The organism is Pseudomonas sp. 22082 (assembly GCF_052046055.1).
Taxonomy (GTDB): domain Bacteria; phylum Pseudomonadota; class Gammaproteobacteria; order Pseudomonadales; family Pseudomonadaceae; genus Aquipseudomonas; species Aquipseudomonas pharyngis.
Map to the genome: position 1 here is coordinate 129,467 of NZ_JBQEQB010000014.1, position 16,886 is coordinate 146,352.

The window sequence follows — 16,886 nt, forward strand, 5'->3', positions numbered from 1 at the left end:
AAAATCTGTCATACACTGAGGCAGCCTCTATCTATACAAGAGGCTTGTTGATTTTTCGCGGCCACTGGCCTCTTCGTCGGGACCGACACCACTGATATTGAGGCTGCCCCATGCACTTCGACCTCACCGACCTGCGCCTCTATTTGCACATCCTCGACAGCGGCAACATCACCGCCGGCGCCGCGCGCAGTCATCTGTCGCTGGCGGCGGCCAGTGCGCGGATCCGGGCGATGGAAGCTTCGCTGGGCACCGAGTTTCTTGAGCGCGGGCGCCGTGGTGTCACGCCGACGCCGGCCGGCAAAGCCCTGGCGCAACATGCGCGGGTGATGCTGCAACAGGCTGAACGTCTGCAACAGGATCTGGCCGAATATGCCCGCGGCGTCAGAGGCCAGGTGCGCCTGCTGTGTAACACCACGGCGCTCAGTGAATACCTGCCGGAGGTGCTGGCGGATTTTCTGCGGGAGCATCCCAACCTCGACATCGATCTGCAGGAACTGCCCAGCGCCCGCATCACCCATGCCTTGCGTCAGGGCGCGGCAGATCTGGGCATTGTGTCCGACGCGATCGACACCACCGACTTGCAGACCCGCGCCTTTCGCGACGACCCGCTGGTGCTGATTCTGCCTTTGGATCATCCACTGTCCGAGGCGACTGAAGTCAGTTTCAGCGACGCTCTGCGCCATGACTTTGTCGGGCTGCAGGCCGACAGCGCTTTGGCGATTTACCTGGAAGAGCAGGCGCTGCACAGCGGCTCGCGGATGCAGATCCGCATCCGTGCCGATGGCTTCAACGGCGTGATGCGCATGGTGGCCCGAGGTGCCGGCCTGGGCATCGTGCCGCTGGCGGCGGTTCAGCGCGCTGCGCCGCAAGCCTTCAAGACCCTGCCGATGAATGAAGGCTGGGCCAGGCGCAAACTGTTGCTGTGCGCCCGCGACTTCGCCGCGTTGCCGCCCTATGCCACAGCCTTGTTGCAAGCCTTGGCACTCCCGTAAACATGTTTTTTTCTTCGGCAAAATAAGCACAAGGAATAGCTTGCAAGGTACGTATACATACGTACTATATCGCCAGAGCGAACGTGTTGCCCGATACCCGTTTTCGCACAACGACAACGGACAAGGGAGAACGGATCGGCTCCATTAAACCTACATGGAATGAGGTGACGCGATGGTTGATTCAACGGAGTTTCGTAATGCAATGGCGATGCTGGGGAGTGCCGTCACCATCGTCACGACCGATGGCCCTGCGGGGCGTTTCGGCTTTACCGCGTCGGCGGTGTGCAGCGTGACGGATTCACCGCCGACGCTGCTGGTGTGCGTCAATCGCTCGTCGTCCAATCACGAGCATTTCAAGACCAATGGCGTGCTGTGCGTGAACGTGCTGACTGGCGACCACCAGTCGACCTCCGGCGCATTCGCCAATCGGCAGTTGAGCATGCAGGAGCGTTTTTCCAGCGTGAACTGCCAGACCCTCAAGACCGGTTCGCCGGTGATCGAGGAGGCGCTGGTCAGCCTCGATTGCCGGGTCAGCAAGGTCGACGAGGTCGGCACCCACAGCATCTTCTACTGTGAAATCCTCGAACTGCAGCAACACAGCGAGGCCACGGAAGGCCTGGTCTATTTCAACCGCAGTTACTACCGTCTGAACGACGAACTGCGCCTGGCACCCGAGCAGTGATTCAGACACCCGCCGGCTTCGGCTGAAGCCGGCCGGCGGGTCATGACAGGGATGTAACCATGCTATTCAATGAAGACAACTTCGCGGATATCGACCTGAACCTGATCATCATTTTCCTGGTGCTGTTCCGCGAACGCAGCGTGTCGCGCACGGCCGAACGTCTGCACGTCAAACAACCCGCCATCAGCGGATCGCTGGCACGGCTGCGCAAGCGCTTCGATGATCCGTTGTTTCTGCGCTCGTCGAGAACCATGCGTCCGACCTCGAAAGCCGAGCAACTGGCGCTAGCGCTGACGCCGGCCATCAAGCAGATCGAAGCGGTGATCCGGCTCTGAAAAACCGGCGAAAAAAAACCTGCGGGGGTTCGCTTCCGCAGGTTTCATTTCATCAGGCCGACTTGAGCGCCTGAGCGTACTCGACCCGAGCCCAGAACGCTGGCAGAAAGCACTCGCTGACCAGCAGCGCCGAACCATTGCGGGTGAAACGCGAACGCCGCGCCAACAGACGTTCGGCTTGCGGCGCGTAGCGATAGGACAGCGCGGCCAACGGCGCAACGGGCGGCAGCAAGGCACATTGGAAGGGTTCGCGCAGGGTCTGCTCCGAGGTGTAGAGAATCTCGGCCAGCGGTCGACGGCCGTAGCCGTTCAGCTCCGCCCAGTCGCCATTCAGCGCCGGCACGCTGGTCAGGCTGCGCGCCGCGACACATGCCTCGCCATCGAGCTTCATCACCACTTCGCGCACCCAGCCAATGGTGTTTGACGGCACGTTCAGCGCTTGCGCTTCTTCAGGGTCGAGCGGGCCATGGGACTGCTCGACGACTTCGATTGAATAATCGCCCATGGCTTTCAGACGTGGGGTCAGTGCCCCGGGCAAAAACAGCCAGTGATGCTCGGAGCCGGTCAATTCCGACAGCGGTCGCGATGACCAGTAATGACTTGTATCCATACCCGCTCACACCTTCCTGGTGATGGTGAATTGTTGGTTGCCGTGGAAGGCCAACCCTTCACCGGCGGTGTCTGTCACTCGGCTCCGACTTCTTCGGTCACTTCGTGTTTGCTGATGACGCTGATGGTCTGTTCATCGGTCTTGACCGCCGACAGCAGCGAGTCGAGCAGGCCCGGAAAACGCACGTCCATGTCTTCACGACGCAGGGACAGCAGGTTTTCCCGACCGTAAGGGCGCTGCCAAATCAGACCGCTGTCACGCAGAACCCGCCAGTGGTGGGTCATGGTCGACTTCGATGCACCCTTGAGGATCCGGCCGCACGGATGTTCCTGGCCATCGGCCAATACTTTCAACACGGTCAGGCGCAGCGGGCTTCCCAATGCGGACAGCACATTTTCCAGAAGGATCTGATCCTGATTGGGATGATTCGGGACGTTCATAGGTAGGTACCCTTGATGATATAGGCGGGAAAAATCCGTCTTGTATTCGTCTATACGAGAACAGTAAGACTATACACAAGATGTTTTTTCCCCGCGACAGCCGTCCCGGAGGCGGCGTCCCGCAAAACAACTACAAATCGCTGCTCTGCGCGGTCTCCAGCGCAGGCGCCTGGAACCCGCCGCCCAGCGCTGCCATCAACGAAACCGAGCTGTCGATGTGCTTGCTGTTGAGGAAGACCAGGCGCATTTCGTCCTGAATCAATTGTTGCTCGATGTTAAGCGCATCGAGGAACGTGTCCTCCCCGGCCTTGTAGCGCGACTGCGACAGATCGTAGGACGACTGGGCAATTGCACAGGCATCGCGCTGCACGACGATCTGCTGCTCGAACGAACGCAACTGCGTCACCGAAATCGCCACCTCGTGCAGGGCCGAATTCAGCACCCGGTTGTACTGTGCGATGGAGCTGTCGAGTTCGGCATTGCCGGCCTTGAGATCCGAGCGCAGACGCCCGGCATCGAAGATCGGCAGTGACACCGTCGGCGCCACGTTCCAGAACTTGCTGACCCCGGCTAACAGCGCATCACCGGTCAATGCATGGGAACCCGCCGCTGCCACCAGATTGATGTTCGGGTAGAACGTGGTCTTCACCGCCTCGACGTTTTTAGTCTCGGCCTCCACGCGCCAACGTGCGGCGACGATGTCCGGACGACGACCCAATAGTTGAGCCGGCAACTGCGCTGGCAAGGCCACCACACTGGCTTGCAGATTCGACGGACGCTCGAGCGTGTGCGCACGATCGACGCCCTTGCCGATCAGCGCCGACAACTGCAGGCGGGCGATTTCGATGTCTTCGTTGGCGCCGATCAGCGTCGATTCCGAACGCGCCTTGAGGCTCTGCACCTGCTTGAGTTGCGACAGGTTGTCGAGGCCCGAGCCGTAACGTGAATCCGTCAGGTCCACCAGTTTGCTCAGGCGTTCGAGATCCCGTTGATTGAGCTCCGAGACCTGCCACGCATACGCCAACTGGTTGTAGGCCTTGACCACGTTGACCGCGAGAATCAGCCGCGACGATTGCAGATCGACTTCCGCCGCTCGTGCGCTGTTGAGCGCCGATTCCCACGCGGCACGCTGGCCGCCCCAGAGGTCGAAGGTGTAGCTGAAATTGACCGCCAGATTGCGTGCGGTGAAGTACTTGTGGCCCTCGCCGCTGTAGTCCTCGAAGCGCGACAGCCGACCGCGAGTGACACCCGCCGATGCGTCCATTTCCGGATAACGCTCGGCGTCGCGCAGGTCGAGAAATGCGTTGGCCTTCGCGACCCGGGCAGCGACTTCCTGCAAGTCCGGGTTGCTGGCATACGCCTCTTCGATCAGAGCACCCAGACGTGGGTCGCCCAGCGATGTCCACCAGTCCGCACGCGGCCATTGGGCCGGCGGCAGTTTGTCTTTCAGGCTGTCGGACGGCGCATCGCCGACCGCCAGCAATTTGCCCTGATGATCGATCCCGGCGTAGTTCACACAACCGGCCGCCAACAGGATGGACGCCGCCAGCGGCGCCAGCATCAAACGTGTAATCGAATGCATGTCACGTCCTCACAGGATGGGTTGCGGCACGCCGGCCGGCTCGGCTTCGGGTGCGTGGCTCGGTTGCTTGATCGAACTGAGCAGCGTGTACACCGACGGCAGAATGAACAGGGTGAACAAGGTGCCGATCAGCATCCCCACAACAATCACCAGGCCCAGGCCGAAGCGGCTGTTGGCGCCGGCACCGCTGGCGAACAACAGCGGCGCGAGGCCGACCACCATTGCCGCAGTGGTCATCAGGATCGGCCGCAGCCGCACCTGCGCGGCATGCTGAATGGCTTGCACGCGGTCCATGCCTTGCTGGCGCTGCAACTCGTTGGCGAACGCGACCATCAGGATCCCGTGCTTACTGATCAGACCGATCAGCGTGATCAGGCCGATCTGGGTGTAGATGTTCATCGACGTCATGCCCAGCGCCAGCGGCACCAGGGCCCCGCAGATCGACAACGGCACGCTGATCAGGATGATGAACGGATCGCGGAAGCTCTCGTATTGCACGCTCAGCACCAGATAGATGATCACCAGGGCCAGGCCGAAGGTGAACGCCAGGCTGTTGCCTTCCTGCACGTATTGGCGGGCGTCGGACTGCCAGTCGAAACTGAAGCCGGCGGGGAAACCTTCCGATTGTTTTTGCAGGAAGCCCACTGCATCACCCAACGTCACGCCCGGCGCCGGGATGGCCTGGAACGTGGCGGAGTTCTGCTGGTTGAACTGGGTCAGGCGATTCGGCTCGACCTTGACGCTGAGGGTGGCCAGCGTCGACAGCGGCACCGGATTGCCCTTCTGGTCCTTCACGTAATACAGCTTCAGGGTTTCCGGAGTCAGGCGATCCGCCGACACCGACTGCGGGATCACGTCGTAGGAGCGACCATGGAACGAGAACCGGTTGACGTACTTCTCACCGATCAGGCTGTTCAGCGTTTCGCCGATGTCCTGCATGCGGATGCCCAGCGCGTTGGCCTTGGCCCGGTCGACCTGGATTTCCACCACCGGGTTGTTGAAGTCCAGATCACTGTCGACCACCGCGAACAGACCGCTGGCCTGCGCGGCTTGCTTGAGCTGATCCATCACGTTGTACAGCGCCAGGTATTCCTGATCGCTGCGGATCACCATCTGCACCGGCAGGCCACCGGTGGAGCCCGGCAGCGGCGGCATCTGGAACACGAAAATGCTCGTGCCTTCGATCTGGTTCACCCGCGCCTGCAAGTCAGGCTGGATGGTGTTGGCATCGCGGCCGCGCTTTTCCCAGTCCACCAGGTTGATCCCGCCGACGCTGTTGGACAGACCGTCGGAACCGTTCGCCACCCAGTTGCTGTAACCCTCGGGGATTTCGTTGAAGGTCTTGTACAGCTCGTGGGCGTAGGCTTCGAGGTAATTCAGGTTGGCGTGCTGCGGTGCCTTGATCGCGGTCAGCAGGATGTTCTGGTCTTCCAGCGGCGCCAGTTCGGTCTGCGCCGAGCGATAGAGGAACGGCAGGCTGAAGAAGATCACCAGCGCCACGCTCAGGCTGATCCAGCGCCGCGCCAGCGAACCGCCGAGCAGCGCGCCATAACGACGGGACAGGTACTGGAAGAATCGATCTGCCTTGACCGCCATGAAACCTTCGCTGGTTTTCGCGTCCAGCAGACGGGTACTCATGATCGGCGACAGGGTCAGCGCGACGATGCCGGAAATCACCACGGCGCCGGCCAGGGTCAGCGCGAACTCCTTGAACAGCGTGCCGGTGAGGCCGCCCATCAAGCCAATTGGCGCGTACACCGCCGCCAGGGTGAAGGTCATCGCCACCACCGGCCCCGCCACTTCACGGGCGCCGATCAGCGCCGCCTCGAACGGGCTCTTGCCCTCTTCAATGTGACGGTGGACGTTTTCCACCACGACGATGGCGTCGTCCACCACCAACCCGATGGCCAAAACCATCGCCAGCAAGGTCAGCAGATTGAGGCTGAAGCCAAACATCTGCATCAGCATCGCCGCGCCGAGCATCGACAGCGGAATCGTCACCAGCGGAATCAGCACAGTGCGGAACGTGCCCAGGCACAGGTAAATCACCAGCACCACGATCACCAGCGCTTCGAGCAGGGTGTAGCTCACCTCGTCGATCGACGACTGAATGAAGTGCGCCACTTCGAACGGGATCTGCACGGTCACGCCCGGTGGCAGGGTTTCCTGGATCTGCGGCAGCAATTCGCGCACGCGTTTGACGATCACCAGCGGGTTGCCGGTCGGTGCGGCGTCCAGGCCAAGGAACAGCGCCGGTACGTCGCTCATCGCGCCGCTGGTGTCGGTGGAGGCGGCGTTCAGCTCCACGGTGCCGACGTCACGCACACGGATGATGTGGCCGTTGTCGTTGCGCAGCACCATGTCGCGGAAATCTTCGACGCTGTTCAGGTCGGTGTTGACCCGCAGGTTGCTGACCACGTACAGGCCTTTGACCTGACCCGGAGCCGCCTGGAAGTTGTTGCCTTCAATGGCCGCCGAAACGTCCTGCCCGGTCATGCCGTAACCGGCCAGACGCTGCGGATCGAGCCACAGGCGCATGGACAGTTTCTGCTCGCCCATGATGTTGATCTTGGCCACGCCTTCGATGCCGGCGAACATCGGCTCGACGACGCGGGAGATGTAATCCGACATCTCCGGGATGGTCAGGTTGGAACTGGCGAACGCGACGTAGGCCACGCTGGTGAAGCCGCCGGACGTGCGCTCCACCACCGGGTCGTACGCGTCCTTCGGCAAGCGGTATTTGATCTGGTTGACCTTGGCCATGACCTCGGTCAGCGCCGCGATGGAGTCACTGTTGAGTGCCATGCGGATCGTCACCTGGCTGCGGCCCTGGGTCGAGGCCGACGACAGATAGTCGATGCCCTCGACCGAGGCCACGGCCTGGCTGATCGGCTGCGTGACGAAGCCTTGCATCAGTTCCGAAGAGGCGCCGGGATACTGGGTCGTGACCGTGATGGTCGACGTTTCCAGCATCGGGTACTGGCGGATCGGCAGATTCATCAGCGCGCGCACCCCGAACAGCAGGATCAGCGTGCTGACCACCACGGCCAGCACCGGGCGGCGAAGAAAGAGGTCGGTGAAATTCATTTTTCCAGCCCACTGAGTTTAAGAGCAATCGTGTCCGGGACACCTTCCACCGCCACGCCGTCGTGGAGCTTGAGCTGACCGGACGTCACCACTTGCACGCCTTCGGTTAGGCCCTTGTCGACCACCGCCCAGCCATCGCGGCGCTCGCCGACCTTGATGCTTTCACGCTTGACCTTCTGCACGCCGGCCTCGTCGGTGTAGACCGAGAACACGCTTTCGCCGTAGGCGTTGTAGGTGATCGCGGTTTCCGGAATCAGCAGCTCGGCGGTCTGCGGCAGGGTCACCGAGACCCGTGCGTACATGCCGGGACGCAGGCGTTTTTGCGTGTCGGTAATGACCGCTTGCACGTTAATGGTGTGGGACTGGTTGATCTGCGGATCGACCGCGACGATCTTGCCGGCGAAGGTCACATCACCCCAGGCATCGACCTTGGCCTGCACGGTCTGGCCCAGTTGCACTTGCGAGCCATCGCGCTCGGCGAGGGTGAAGTTGACGCGCAGCACGCCCGGATCGGTCAGGGTTGCCACCGCGCTGCCGGCCTGCAGGTATTGGCCCAGGTGCGCCTGGCGAATGCCGAGGGTGCCGGCGAACGGCGCGCGGATATGGCGTTGAGCGATCTGCGCCTGCATGCGCTCCATGTCGCCTTTGGCCGCGTCGTATTGAGCGCGGGCACTGTCGAAGGCGCGACGACTTTCGGCGCCGGTCTTGGCCAGTTCCTGGACCCGGGCGAACTGGGCCTTGGCCGATTCGTACTCGCCTTTCAGGCGCACCAGTTCGCCTTGCTCCGGCGCGTCGTTGAGCTTGAGCAGCACTTGCCCCGCCTTCACTTCATCGCCGGACTCGAAATCGATATCCACCACTTTGCCGCTGACTTCAGCCGACACCAGCACCTGACGCTGGGCTTCGAGTTTGCCGATGGCCTCGAGGTAGTAGGTGTAAGGCTGTTTTTTGACCACGGCCAGACCGACCCGGGTGCTGGGGATCCGTTGCTCGGCCGCCGCCGGTGGCGGCGACCAGAAACGCCAGCCCAGTGCAGCGGACAACACCACCACAAGAACAATAAAGATCAGCGACTTGATAATGTTTCGAGCAAGCATGTGGCACTCCCTTGACTCTTTGCTGCGAGCACAAAAGTTTGAGTTTTAAGAAAATAAAGGTGCAACTAAAGACGGGCGCGTTATCGATCCCTGTGAACTTTCACTTGTAAACGCGCCCGCTTTATTTATCCGCTGTTACGCCGCGGCCAGTACGTTGGTTTTATCCAGGTAGTACTTGCCGATACCGTGCAAGTTCAAAGGCGACAACGTGAAGTGCTTCGAACCGGTGTGAATATCGCGGAAGCAACGCTCCAGGAAGTGCGACTTGTAGACGGCTTTGGAACCGGCCATCGAGTAGATCTGGTTGACCGCATTGACCGAGTTTTCGGTCAGCACCGAGGCGGCCAGGCCGACGCGGGCGCTGACCGGTTCGCCGACGGTTTCACCACGGTTGATCACCTGATGGATCGCATCCTCCAGCAGCAGTTGTGCGGTATGCACCGAGGAGATGGCGCGACCGGTCTTCTCGAAGATCACCCCTTCCAGGCCCGGGTCGGTGTTCACGGCGCGGTCATTGCGGAAATGATCGACCGCAGCCCGGGCCACGCCGAGCACGGTGGACATCGCCGCCAGGGTGCCGAACTCGTAGTAACCGGTGGCGTAGGCCCGGGAGCTGCGCGCTTCGGGGGATTGCTTGAGGGTTTCGACATCCAGCGAGAAAGACTTGTGGACGATCACGTTGGAGCACTGGAAGTGATGGCTGCCGGTGCCGCGCATGCCCAGGGTGTCCCAGGTCGGCAGGATGGTGCACTGGCTGGCGGGGACGAAGAACATCCGCACTTCCGGAGTAATGTTGTTTTCGGTGCCTTTGACGGTGGCGGTGCAGACCAGCCAGTCGGCGTGGGCCGAGCCGCTGGCGAACGCCCATTTGCCGCTCAGCAGGTACTCGTCGCCCATCGGCAGCGCTTCGCCACCGGAGTGGATGGCGCCGATCACGAAACCGTCGCAGTGGTTGTAGATCGCTTCGGAGGTAGCTTCCGGCAGGTAATCCGACAGGCGTCCCATCGCAACCTGCACCGCCAGCTGCCAGGACAGCGAGGCGTCAAACCGGGCGAACTCCAGCAGCAGGGCCGAGGTGGTCTGGATATCGACCTGGGACCCGCCGAACGCCTTGGACACCGAGGTCCGGCCAAAACCTTCCTTGAAGAATCGGGACATCACATCCTTGTGCGTCGCATTGGTCTGCTCGCTGTAATCGCGGTGCTGAATAATCAGCGGATTCAGTGCACGCACCTTCTCGAGCCATTCATTGGATTCGGAGGGAAGGCTGTTCCATTGCATTAGATTTTTCATAACGGCTCCTAGCTATTATTTATTTACGATCAGCAGACGAAAAAACAGACAGAACTTTTATTGTTGTTAAACCCCGATAAAAATGTACGTCTACAGTCGTACATTTGACAAGCACTATTATCAGACTTCTTTCATTTCCCAATAAAAGAGCAATCACTGTCCGACAATTACGCAAGGCGCAAGAGGCCAACGTAACTTGCGTACAAGTTACGTTGCTTGAAACTTTTGGATTACTTCACGCCGGCGCGCCGGTCACTGACTTTCGACAGTGAGGCCCAGTCCTGATCGGCCTGACCATGGGCCATGCCGTCCAGCAGGTTGTCCTTCAACACGCTGGCAAACGGCAGCGGCACCTGCGCCGCTTCACCGGCTTCCAGCGCCAGGCGGACATCCTTGAGGCCCAACGACAATTTGAAACCGGCCGGCTCGAATGTTTCATCGACCATCAGCTTGCCGTAGCCCTGATAGACCGGCACGGCAAACAGGGTCGAGGTGATCATCTCGATGAACGCCTCGCGACTGATACCGTAGCCGCCGGCCAGGGTCGAAGCTTCGGCCAGGGACTCGATCGCCGACGCGATCATCAGGTTGGCCGACAGTTTGGCGGCGCAGGCCACCTCGGCCGTGTCGCCCAGCGTCCAGGTCTTGCGCCCCAGCACATCGAACAACGGCTGTACCCGAGCCAGCGTTTCGGCGGGCCCGGAGGCGAGAATGTTCAGATTGCCGGCAGCCGCCACATCGACACGCCCCAGTACCGGTGCCGACACGTAACCGACGCCGCGTGCTTCATGCACGGCCGCCAGTTCCCTGGCCAGCGCCACGGACACCGTGGACATGTTGACGTGAACGCTGCCGGCCTGCAGACCGTCCAGCGCCTTGGCGTCGAAGAACACCGAGCGGATTGCCGTGTCATCGCCGAGCATGGAAATCAGCACCTCGGCCTGGGCCGCCAGCGCCGGTGTCTCGACAGCTTCGGCGCCGGCCGCGGCCAGTGCCTCCAGCGGTGCCGTCGAACGATTCCACACGCGGACCCGATGCCCGGCTTTCAGCAGGTTCAGCACCATCGGTGCGCCCATCGTGCCCAGACCGATAAATCCCAGTTCCATGTCGCGTTCCTCTCTCGATGAGGTGTTCAAAGCCGTTCAGACGATGATGCAGAATTGCGATTGTACGTGTACAGGCGTACATTTCAAGTGCCGCGACGATTCATTCTTCGCGGCGAGGGTTTCAAACACACCTTTACCCAAGGCAAGGAGGCTTTATGCAATTCGGGATCTACACCGTTGGCGACGTCACACAAGACCCTACCAACGCCCGTACCCCCAGCGAATCCGAGCGCATCCAGGCCACCCTGCAAATTGCGCAGAAGGCCGAAGACATCGGACTGGACGTGTTCGCCACCGGCGAGCACCACAATCCTCCGTTCATCACCTCCTCTCCCACCACGCTGCTGGCCTACATCGCCGCCAAGACCCAACGCATCATTCTCTCGACGTCCACCACCCTGATCAGCACCAACGATCCGGTGCGCCTTGCCGAAGAATATTCGCTGCTGCAAAACCTCTGCGGCGGCCGCATGGACCTGATGCTCGGCCGGGGCAACACCGCACCGGTCTATCCCTGGTTCGGCAAAAGCATCGCCGACGGCCTGCCACTGGCGATGGAGAACTATCGCCTGCTGCACCGTCTCTGGCGCGAAGAAGACCTCAACTGGAGCGGACGCTTTCGCACCCCGCTGAAAAACTTCACCTCGATCCCCAGGCCCCTCGATGACCTGCCGCCCTTCGTCTGGCACGGCTCGATCCGCACCCCGGAAATCGCCGAACAGGCCGCCTATTACGGCGACGGTTTTTTCGCCAGCCACATCCTCTGGCCCCGTGAGCATTTCATGGCGCTGGTCGAGTTCTACCGCGCGCGGTTTGCCCATTACGGTCACGGCACGCCGGAGCAGGCGATCGTCGGTCTCGGCGGGCATATTTTCATGCGCCGCAACTCGCAGGATGCGCGCCGTGAATTCCGTCCCTACTTCGACAACGCCCCGGTGTACGGCCACGGCCCGTCCCTCGAAGAGTTCATGGAAATGACTCCGCTGGCCGTCGGCAGCCCTCAGGAAATCATCGACAAGACCCTGACCTTCCGCGAGTACTTCGGCGACTACCAGCGCCAGCTGTTCCTGTTCGACCATGGCGGCATTCCGCTGAAAACCGTGCTGGAACAACTCGACATGTTCGGCAAGGAAGTCTTGCCGGTGCTGCGTGAAGAAACCCGCAAACGCCGTTCGCCGCTGGCGGCCGAAGCGCCGACTCACGCCAATCGCCTGGCCCGTTTGCAAACCCCGTCGGCCGATCCACGCGCCACGGTCAAAGCTGCCCAACTCGACAGCGTGACCGGCCACTGACCCTGTGGGAGCGGGCTTGCCCGCGAAGGGGACGGCACATTCAACAATATCGTTGACTGGAAGCCCGCTCCCACATTTGGTCAAGCAGCGCCTTTCAACGGGCGCTGCGCATCCATCGCCACCACCACATCATCGTTGATCAAACGGGCCAGATACTGACCGTAACCGGTCTTGCTCATGCTGCCCGCATGCACCAGCAACTGCGCGTCGTCGATCCAGCCCTTGTGGTAGGCGATTTCTTCGAGGCAGGCGATTTTCAGGCCCTGGCGTTTCTCGATGGCCTGGACGAAATTGCCGGCCTCCATCAACGCATCGTGGGTGCCGGTATCCAGCCACGCCATGCCACGCCCCATCACCGACACGTTCAATTTGCCGCGTTGCAGGTAGACGTTGTTGACGTCGGTGATCTCCAGCTCGCCGCGCGGCGACGGCTTGATGTCGGCGGCAATCTGCAGCACTTCGTTGTCGTAGAAATACAGGCCAGTAACGGCGTAGTTCGACTTCGGATCACTCGGTTTTTCGCAGATGCTCAGGGCCTTGCCGGCAGCATCGAATTCCACCACGCCAAAGCGCTCGGGATCGGCCACGTAGTAACCGAACACCGTCGCGCCTTCATCACGCGCCGCCGCTTGCAGCAGAGTTTCACCGAAGCCGGCGCCGTAGAAAATGTTGTCACCGAGCACCAGGCAGACGTTGTCTTCACCGACGAATTCACGACCGATGATGAACGCTTGAGCGAGGCCGTCCGGGCTCGGTTGCACCGCGTAACTCAGGCTCAGGCCCAACTGGCTGCCGTCGCCCAGCATGCGCTGAAAGCCCGGCAGATCTTCCGGGGTGGAGATGATCAGGATCTCGCGGATTTCCGCCAGCATCAGCACCGACAGCGGGTAATAGATCATCGGTTTGTCATACACCGGCAGCGACTGTTTCGAGACGCCCAGGGTGATCGGGTGCAGACGCGAACCGGCGCCGCCCGCCAGCAGAATTCCTTTGTACTTGGCCATGCTTTTTTCCTTTCAAGCAGTGAGATTTGAATGACTGAGTGTTCAGGCCACGAGGGCTTTGGCTTTGTCGCGTTGTTCGCCGAGGCGCTCCAGCGCGTAGGCACCGGACATCACCCGCACCCACCAGGCGCGGTTATCCAGATACCAGTCGACGGTTTTCTGCATGCCGCTTTCGAAGGTTTCCTGTGGCGTCCAGCCCAGCGTCGCGTGGATTTTTCCGGCATCGACGGCATAGCGTTTGTCGTGGCCCGGACGATCCTTGACGAAGGTGATCAGGTCGCGGAAGTGCGCAACGCCTGCCGGCTTCTCCGCACCGCGTGCTTCCAGCAAATCGCACAGGGTGTGCACCACTTGCAGGTTGGTCTTCTCGTTGTGGCCGCCGATGTTGTAGCTCTGCCCGACCTCACCGCGAGTGACCACCGCATACAGGGCGCGGGCGTGATCCTCGACGAACAGCCAGTCGCGAATCTGCGCGCCATCGCCGTACACCGGCAACGGCTTGCCTTGCAGCGCATTGAGAATGACGTGGGGAATCAGTTTTTCCGGGAAGTGATAAGGCCCGTAATTGTTCGAGCAATTGCTCATCACCACCGGCAGGCCGAAAGTGCGATGCCAGGCGCGGACCAGATGATCGGAACCGGCCTTGGTTGCCGAGTACGGCGAACTCGGCGCATACGGCGTGCGCTCGGTGAATGCCGGATCTTCGGGTTCCAGGTCGCCGTAAACTTCGTCGGTAGAAATATGATGGAAACGGAACGCCGCCTGACGCGCCGCATCCAGTCGGTTCCAGTAACCACGCGCCGCTTCGAGCATCGTGTAGGTGCCGACAATATTGGTTTCGATGAAGGCTTGCGGGCCATCGATCGAGCGGTCCACGTGGGACTCGGCGGCCAGATGCATCACCGCATCCGGTTGCAGCCGTGCGAACAGTTCGTCCAGCGCCGGCTTGTCGCAGATGTCGACCTGACAGAACCGGTAACGCGGCGAATCGGACACATCGGCCAGCGATTCCAGGTTGCCGGCGTAGGTCAGCTTGTCGACGTTGATCACTTCACATTCGGTCTCTTCGATCAGAAACCGCACCACGGCCGAGCCAATGAAGCCCGCGCCCCCTGTCACTAAAATTTTCATCAGCGCCTCCCCTGGCAAAATGATGATTGAACGTCCTTCGATGCTGTGTGCGGATCAGTTCAACAACGCGACCCAGTATTGCGACAGCCCTTGCTCGAGAATCAGCAGCGTCTGGATGCAGACGAAGCTTTCGTCGGTGGTCGCCGAGGTCGCGTTGAGCGGGCCGAATCCACCGTCCTGCTTCTGATGGGCAGCGATCCAGTCTTTCGATTCCTGCAGATACGTCGGCTGCGCATCGAGCAAATACATTGCTGCGATGGCCATGTAAGTACCCACCAGGCTGACCGCTTTGCCCGGCCGGTAATGGAACGAGCCGTTGGACAGTTGCAGGCTCTGAAGCCAGGCGACGGTCTGTTCGGCATCAACGATGCGTCGGTTGAGAATGAACAGCGTCGACACCACTCGGTACACCGAAAACGCGTCCGGCGGATACCCGGGCTTGTTGGCGAAACCGCCGTCGGCCGAGCGGCAGCGCAAGGCGAACGCCATCACGCCCTGCTCGTCCGGCGCCTTGGCTTCAAGGGCGTGCAGCGACAGCACCGCCAGGTTGGTGTGCCAGATGTCCGAGCCGAAACCCGGTACATCGCCGAACCCGCCATCGGGGTTCTGGCACGCTTGCAGGTAACGCACGCAACCACCGATATCGTTCGGCAACGCGCCGAGCACTCGCAGCGACAGCACAGCGCAGTAAGTGGCGAACACATCGCTCAGATGCCCCGGTTGCTCGGCGAATCCGCCGTCGGTGTTTTGTGAAGCCCGGATGCAATCGATCAGGCTGGCCTTGTTTTCGATTTGCAGGCCCAGGGCGTGCAAGTCCGAAATCACATGCAGCCCGGAGAAAACCTGCCAGGTCTTGTCGGCACGGAAACCCAGCGGCGCGGTTTCGGCGGTCAGCCCGTAGGGCGTTTCATTCGACGCCCGGGCCTTGGCCAGCCACGCCAGATAACGCTGCAGATCGACCTTGATGGTCGGCACGCCATTCGGGTGAATGCGCTGCACATCACCACCGCCATCGATCACTTGCAGCTCACGGTTTACCAGCGCCGCATCGTCATGATGAGTGACGGCAGCGGCCGGTTCGATGGATTGCAAAGCGTGGGCGGCGGCGAGCTGGGTTCTCAGGCTTTTCAAGTGCAACGGCAGGTACGTCAGGTTGCCGATGCTGAAGATGCCCGGCTGACGCGGCGGCGCCCAGAACTGCCGAATGAACGGCACGGTCGGGTCATCCGGGGTCGACCAGAAGTAACCCTTGCCCATGAACAGCCCACCATTACGGGTGTCATGGAATTCCAGCAACGCTGCCGTCACCGAAGCCCGATCCGCTTCGCTCGCGCCGGACGGCAAGGCCTGAATCGCCTGCAACAGCAACGCCACGTCGTAGGCGGTCTTGATCGGGAATGGCGACTCGTGATTTTTGTACGAGGTGTGCCAGTCGCAACGCACTTTGCCGTTGATCCCGACCCGATCCCAGTAACCGCCGTACGCCGGATCGCGAAACAGCGCCAGGGTTTGCAGCAGGAACGAACGAGCCAGATTCGACAACGCATTGTCGTCGTGCGCATCGGCCAGTCGCGCCAGCACCAGGCTGACCTGAGCACGCACGCCGCAACGGGTCAGCGCCAGATCGACACAGGATTGGCTGTCGCTGCCGGCCACCCGGCCGATCAGGTTTTCTGCATGAATCTGCAAGTGCCCGACCAAGCCGAGGCCCAACGGCTGATTGTCGATACGCGCCAGCAAGGCCGTGGCGCTGATGTCGAGATCGATCGAGGTCGCCAGCTCCAGCGGCGTCGACCAGTCGCTGCTGTACAGACCGGCGATGGTGGAGCGGGCGTAGAGCGCTTCGACCTTTTGCAGCAGGCCGTGGATCGCGGCATTGTTCGCCGCGTCCTGCGGCACCCGGCGCTGATAGGCAATCAATGCCGCCAGTGCGTCCAGTTGCAATGCCAGCGTGCGGCAGCGCCCGGAGCCGTGCGGCGTCCAGTAACGGTCGGCCAGTTCGTGAAAACCGCCATTCGACGCATCATGCAAACGCATCAGCCCGTCATGGGCAAAACGCAGTTCGACATCGTCGCCGTGCTCGGCCTGATAAAGCGTCGCGGCGACCTGATCCTGCAACTGCTTGTCGCTGGAAATCGCCACCTCGCCACTGGCATCGGTCACGGCGAAAAAGCCGCCGTGGTCGATGTCCTTGAGGCCTTGATCAAATAGAAACTGCGGATGCAGTGACATGGT

The 16,886-nt window shown here is 61.2% G+C and carries 14 protein-coding genes; 4 read left to right on the forward strand and 10 right to left on the reverse strand.

The window, feature by feature from the left end:
- Nucleotides 1–110: 110 nt before the first annotated feature.
- The 3 genes from ACTJK9_RS17715 (at nt 111) to ACTJK9_RS17725 (ending at nt 2,009) form a co-directional block, all read left to right on the forward strand.
- A complete protein-coding gene (locus tag ACTJK9_RS17715) occupies nt 111–992 on the forward strand; it encodes a LysR substrate-binding domain-containing protein (protein ID WP_440815125.1) in 882 nt (293 codons plus the stop codon).
- Nucleotides 993–1,164: 172 nt separating this feature from the next.
- Entirely contained in the window at nt 1,165–1,674 is a 510-nt protein-coding gene (locus ACTJK9_RS17720; RefSeq protein ID WP_007953834.1) for a flavin reductase, read from the forward strand.
- A 59-nt stretch (nt 1,675–1,733) separates the two neighbouring features.
- Entirely contained in the window at nt 1,734–2,009 is a 276-nt protein-coding gene (locus ACTJK9_RS17725; protein ID WP_440815130.1) for a LysR family transcriptional regulator, read from the forward strand.
- Nucleotides 2,010–2,061: 52 nt separating this feature from the next.
- On the opposite strand, the gene ACTJK9_RS17730 is transcribed toward ACTJK9_RS17725, so the two are convergent.
- From ACTJK9_RS17730 to ACTJK9_RS17760, 7 genes are all read right to left on the reverse strand, one after another.
- Nucleotides 2,062–2,619, reverse strand: a complete 558-nt coding sequence (locus ACTJK9_RS17730; RefSeq protein WP_440815133.1) for a chorismate--pyruvate lyase family protein — start codon at nt 2,617–2,619, stop codon at nt 2,062–2,064.
- Nucleotides 2,620–2,693: 74 nt separating this feature from the next.
- Complete coding sequence (locus tag ACTJK9_RS17735) at nt 2,694–3,059, reverse strand: ArsR/SmtB family transcription factor (RefSeq protein ID WP_039772921.1); 366 nt, start codon at nt 3,057–3,059, stop codon at nt 2,694–2,696.
- A 130-nt stretch (nt 3,060–3,189) separates the two neighbouring features.
- Nucleotides 3,190–4,641 carry an efflux transporter outer membrane subunit gene (locus tag ACTJK9_RS17740; protein WP_440815137.1) on the reverse strand — a complete coding sequence of 484 codons (1,452 nt, stop codon included), beginning with the start codon at nt 4,639–4,641 and terminating at the stop codon, nt 3,190–3,192.
- Between the two features lie 9 nt (nt 4,642–4,650).
- Complete coding sequence (locus ACTJK9_RS17745) at nt 4,651–7,728, reverse strand: MexW/MexI family multidrug efflux RND transporter permease subunit (RefSeq protein ID WP_011332346.1); 3,078 nt, start codon at nt 7,726–7,728, stop codon at nt 4,651–4,653.
- Nucleotides 7,725–8,825, reverse strand: coding sequence for an efflux RND transporter periplasmic adaptor subunit (locus ACTJK9_RS17750; protein ID WP_039772925.1), 1,101 nt, complete (start codon nt 8,823–8,825; stop codon nt 7,725–7,727). Before ACTJK9_RS17750 ends, ACTJK9_RS17745 begins: the two co-directional genes overlap by 4 nt.
- 135 nt (nt 8,826–8,960) lie before the next feature.
- Complete coding sequence (locus ACTJK9_RS17755; protein WP_221398643.1) at nt 8,961–10,118, reverse strand: oxidoreductase; 1,158 nt, start codon at nt 10,116–10,118, stop codon at nt 8,961–8,963.
- A gap of 230 nt (nt 10,119–10,348) precedes the next feature.
- Complete coding sequence (locus tag ACTJK9_RS17760; protein ID WP_440815142.1) at nt 10,349–11,254, reverse strand: NAD(P)-dependent oxidoreductase; 906 nt, start codon at nt 11,252–11,254, stop codon at nt 10,349–10,351.
- 125 nt (nt 11,255–11,379) lie between these two features.
- Between ACTJK9_RS17760 and ACTJK9_RS17765 the strand changes: the two genes are divergently transcribed.
- Nucleotides 11,380–12,516, forward strand: a complete 1,137-nt coding sequence (locus tag ACTJK9_RS17765; RefSeq protein ID WP_039772929.1) for an LLM class flavin-dependent oxidoreductase — start codon at nt 11,380–11,382, stop codon at nt 12,514–12,516.
- Nucleotides 12,517–12,596: 80 nt separating this feature from the next.
- Here ACTJK9_RS17765 and rfbA read toward each other — a convergent pair whose 3' ends face one another.
- Genes rfbA through ACTJK9_RS17780 form a run of 3 tightly spaced genes read right to left on the reverse strand, consistent with a single transcriptional unit; the run spans nt 12,597 to nt 16,883 of the window.
- Complete coding sequence (gene rfbA, locus ACTJK9_RS17770; RefSeq protein ID WP_440815146.1) at nt 12,597–13,520, reverse strand: glucose-1-phosphate thymidylyltransferase RfbA; 924 nt, start codon at nt 13,518–13,520, stop codon at nt 12,597–12,599.
- A 42-nt stretch (nt 13,521–13,562) separates the two neighbouring features.
- Nucleotides 13,563–14,651, reverse strand: a complete 1,089-nt coding sequence (gene rfbB / locus ACTJK9_RS17775) for a dTDP-glucose 4,6-dehydratase (protein ID WP_085611253.1) — start codon at nt 14,649–14,651, stop codon at nt 13,563–13,565.
- Between the two features lie 54 nt (nt 14,652–14,705).
- Nucleotides 14,706–16,883 (reverse strand): prenyltransferase/squalene oxidase repeat-containing protein, encoded by a 2,178-nt coding sequence (locus tag ACTJK9_RS17780; protein ID WP_440815150.1) that lies wholly within the window; start codon nt 16,881–16,883, stop codon nt 14,706–14,708.
- Nucleotides 16,884–16,886 lie beyond the last annotated feature (3 nt).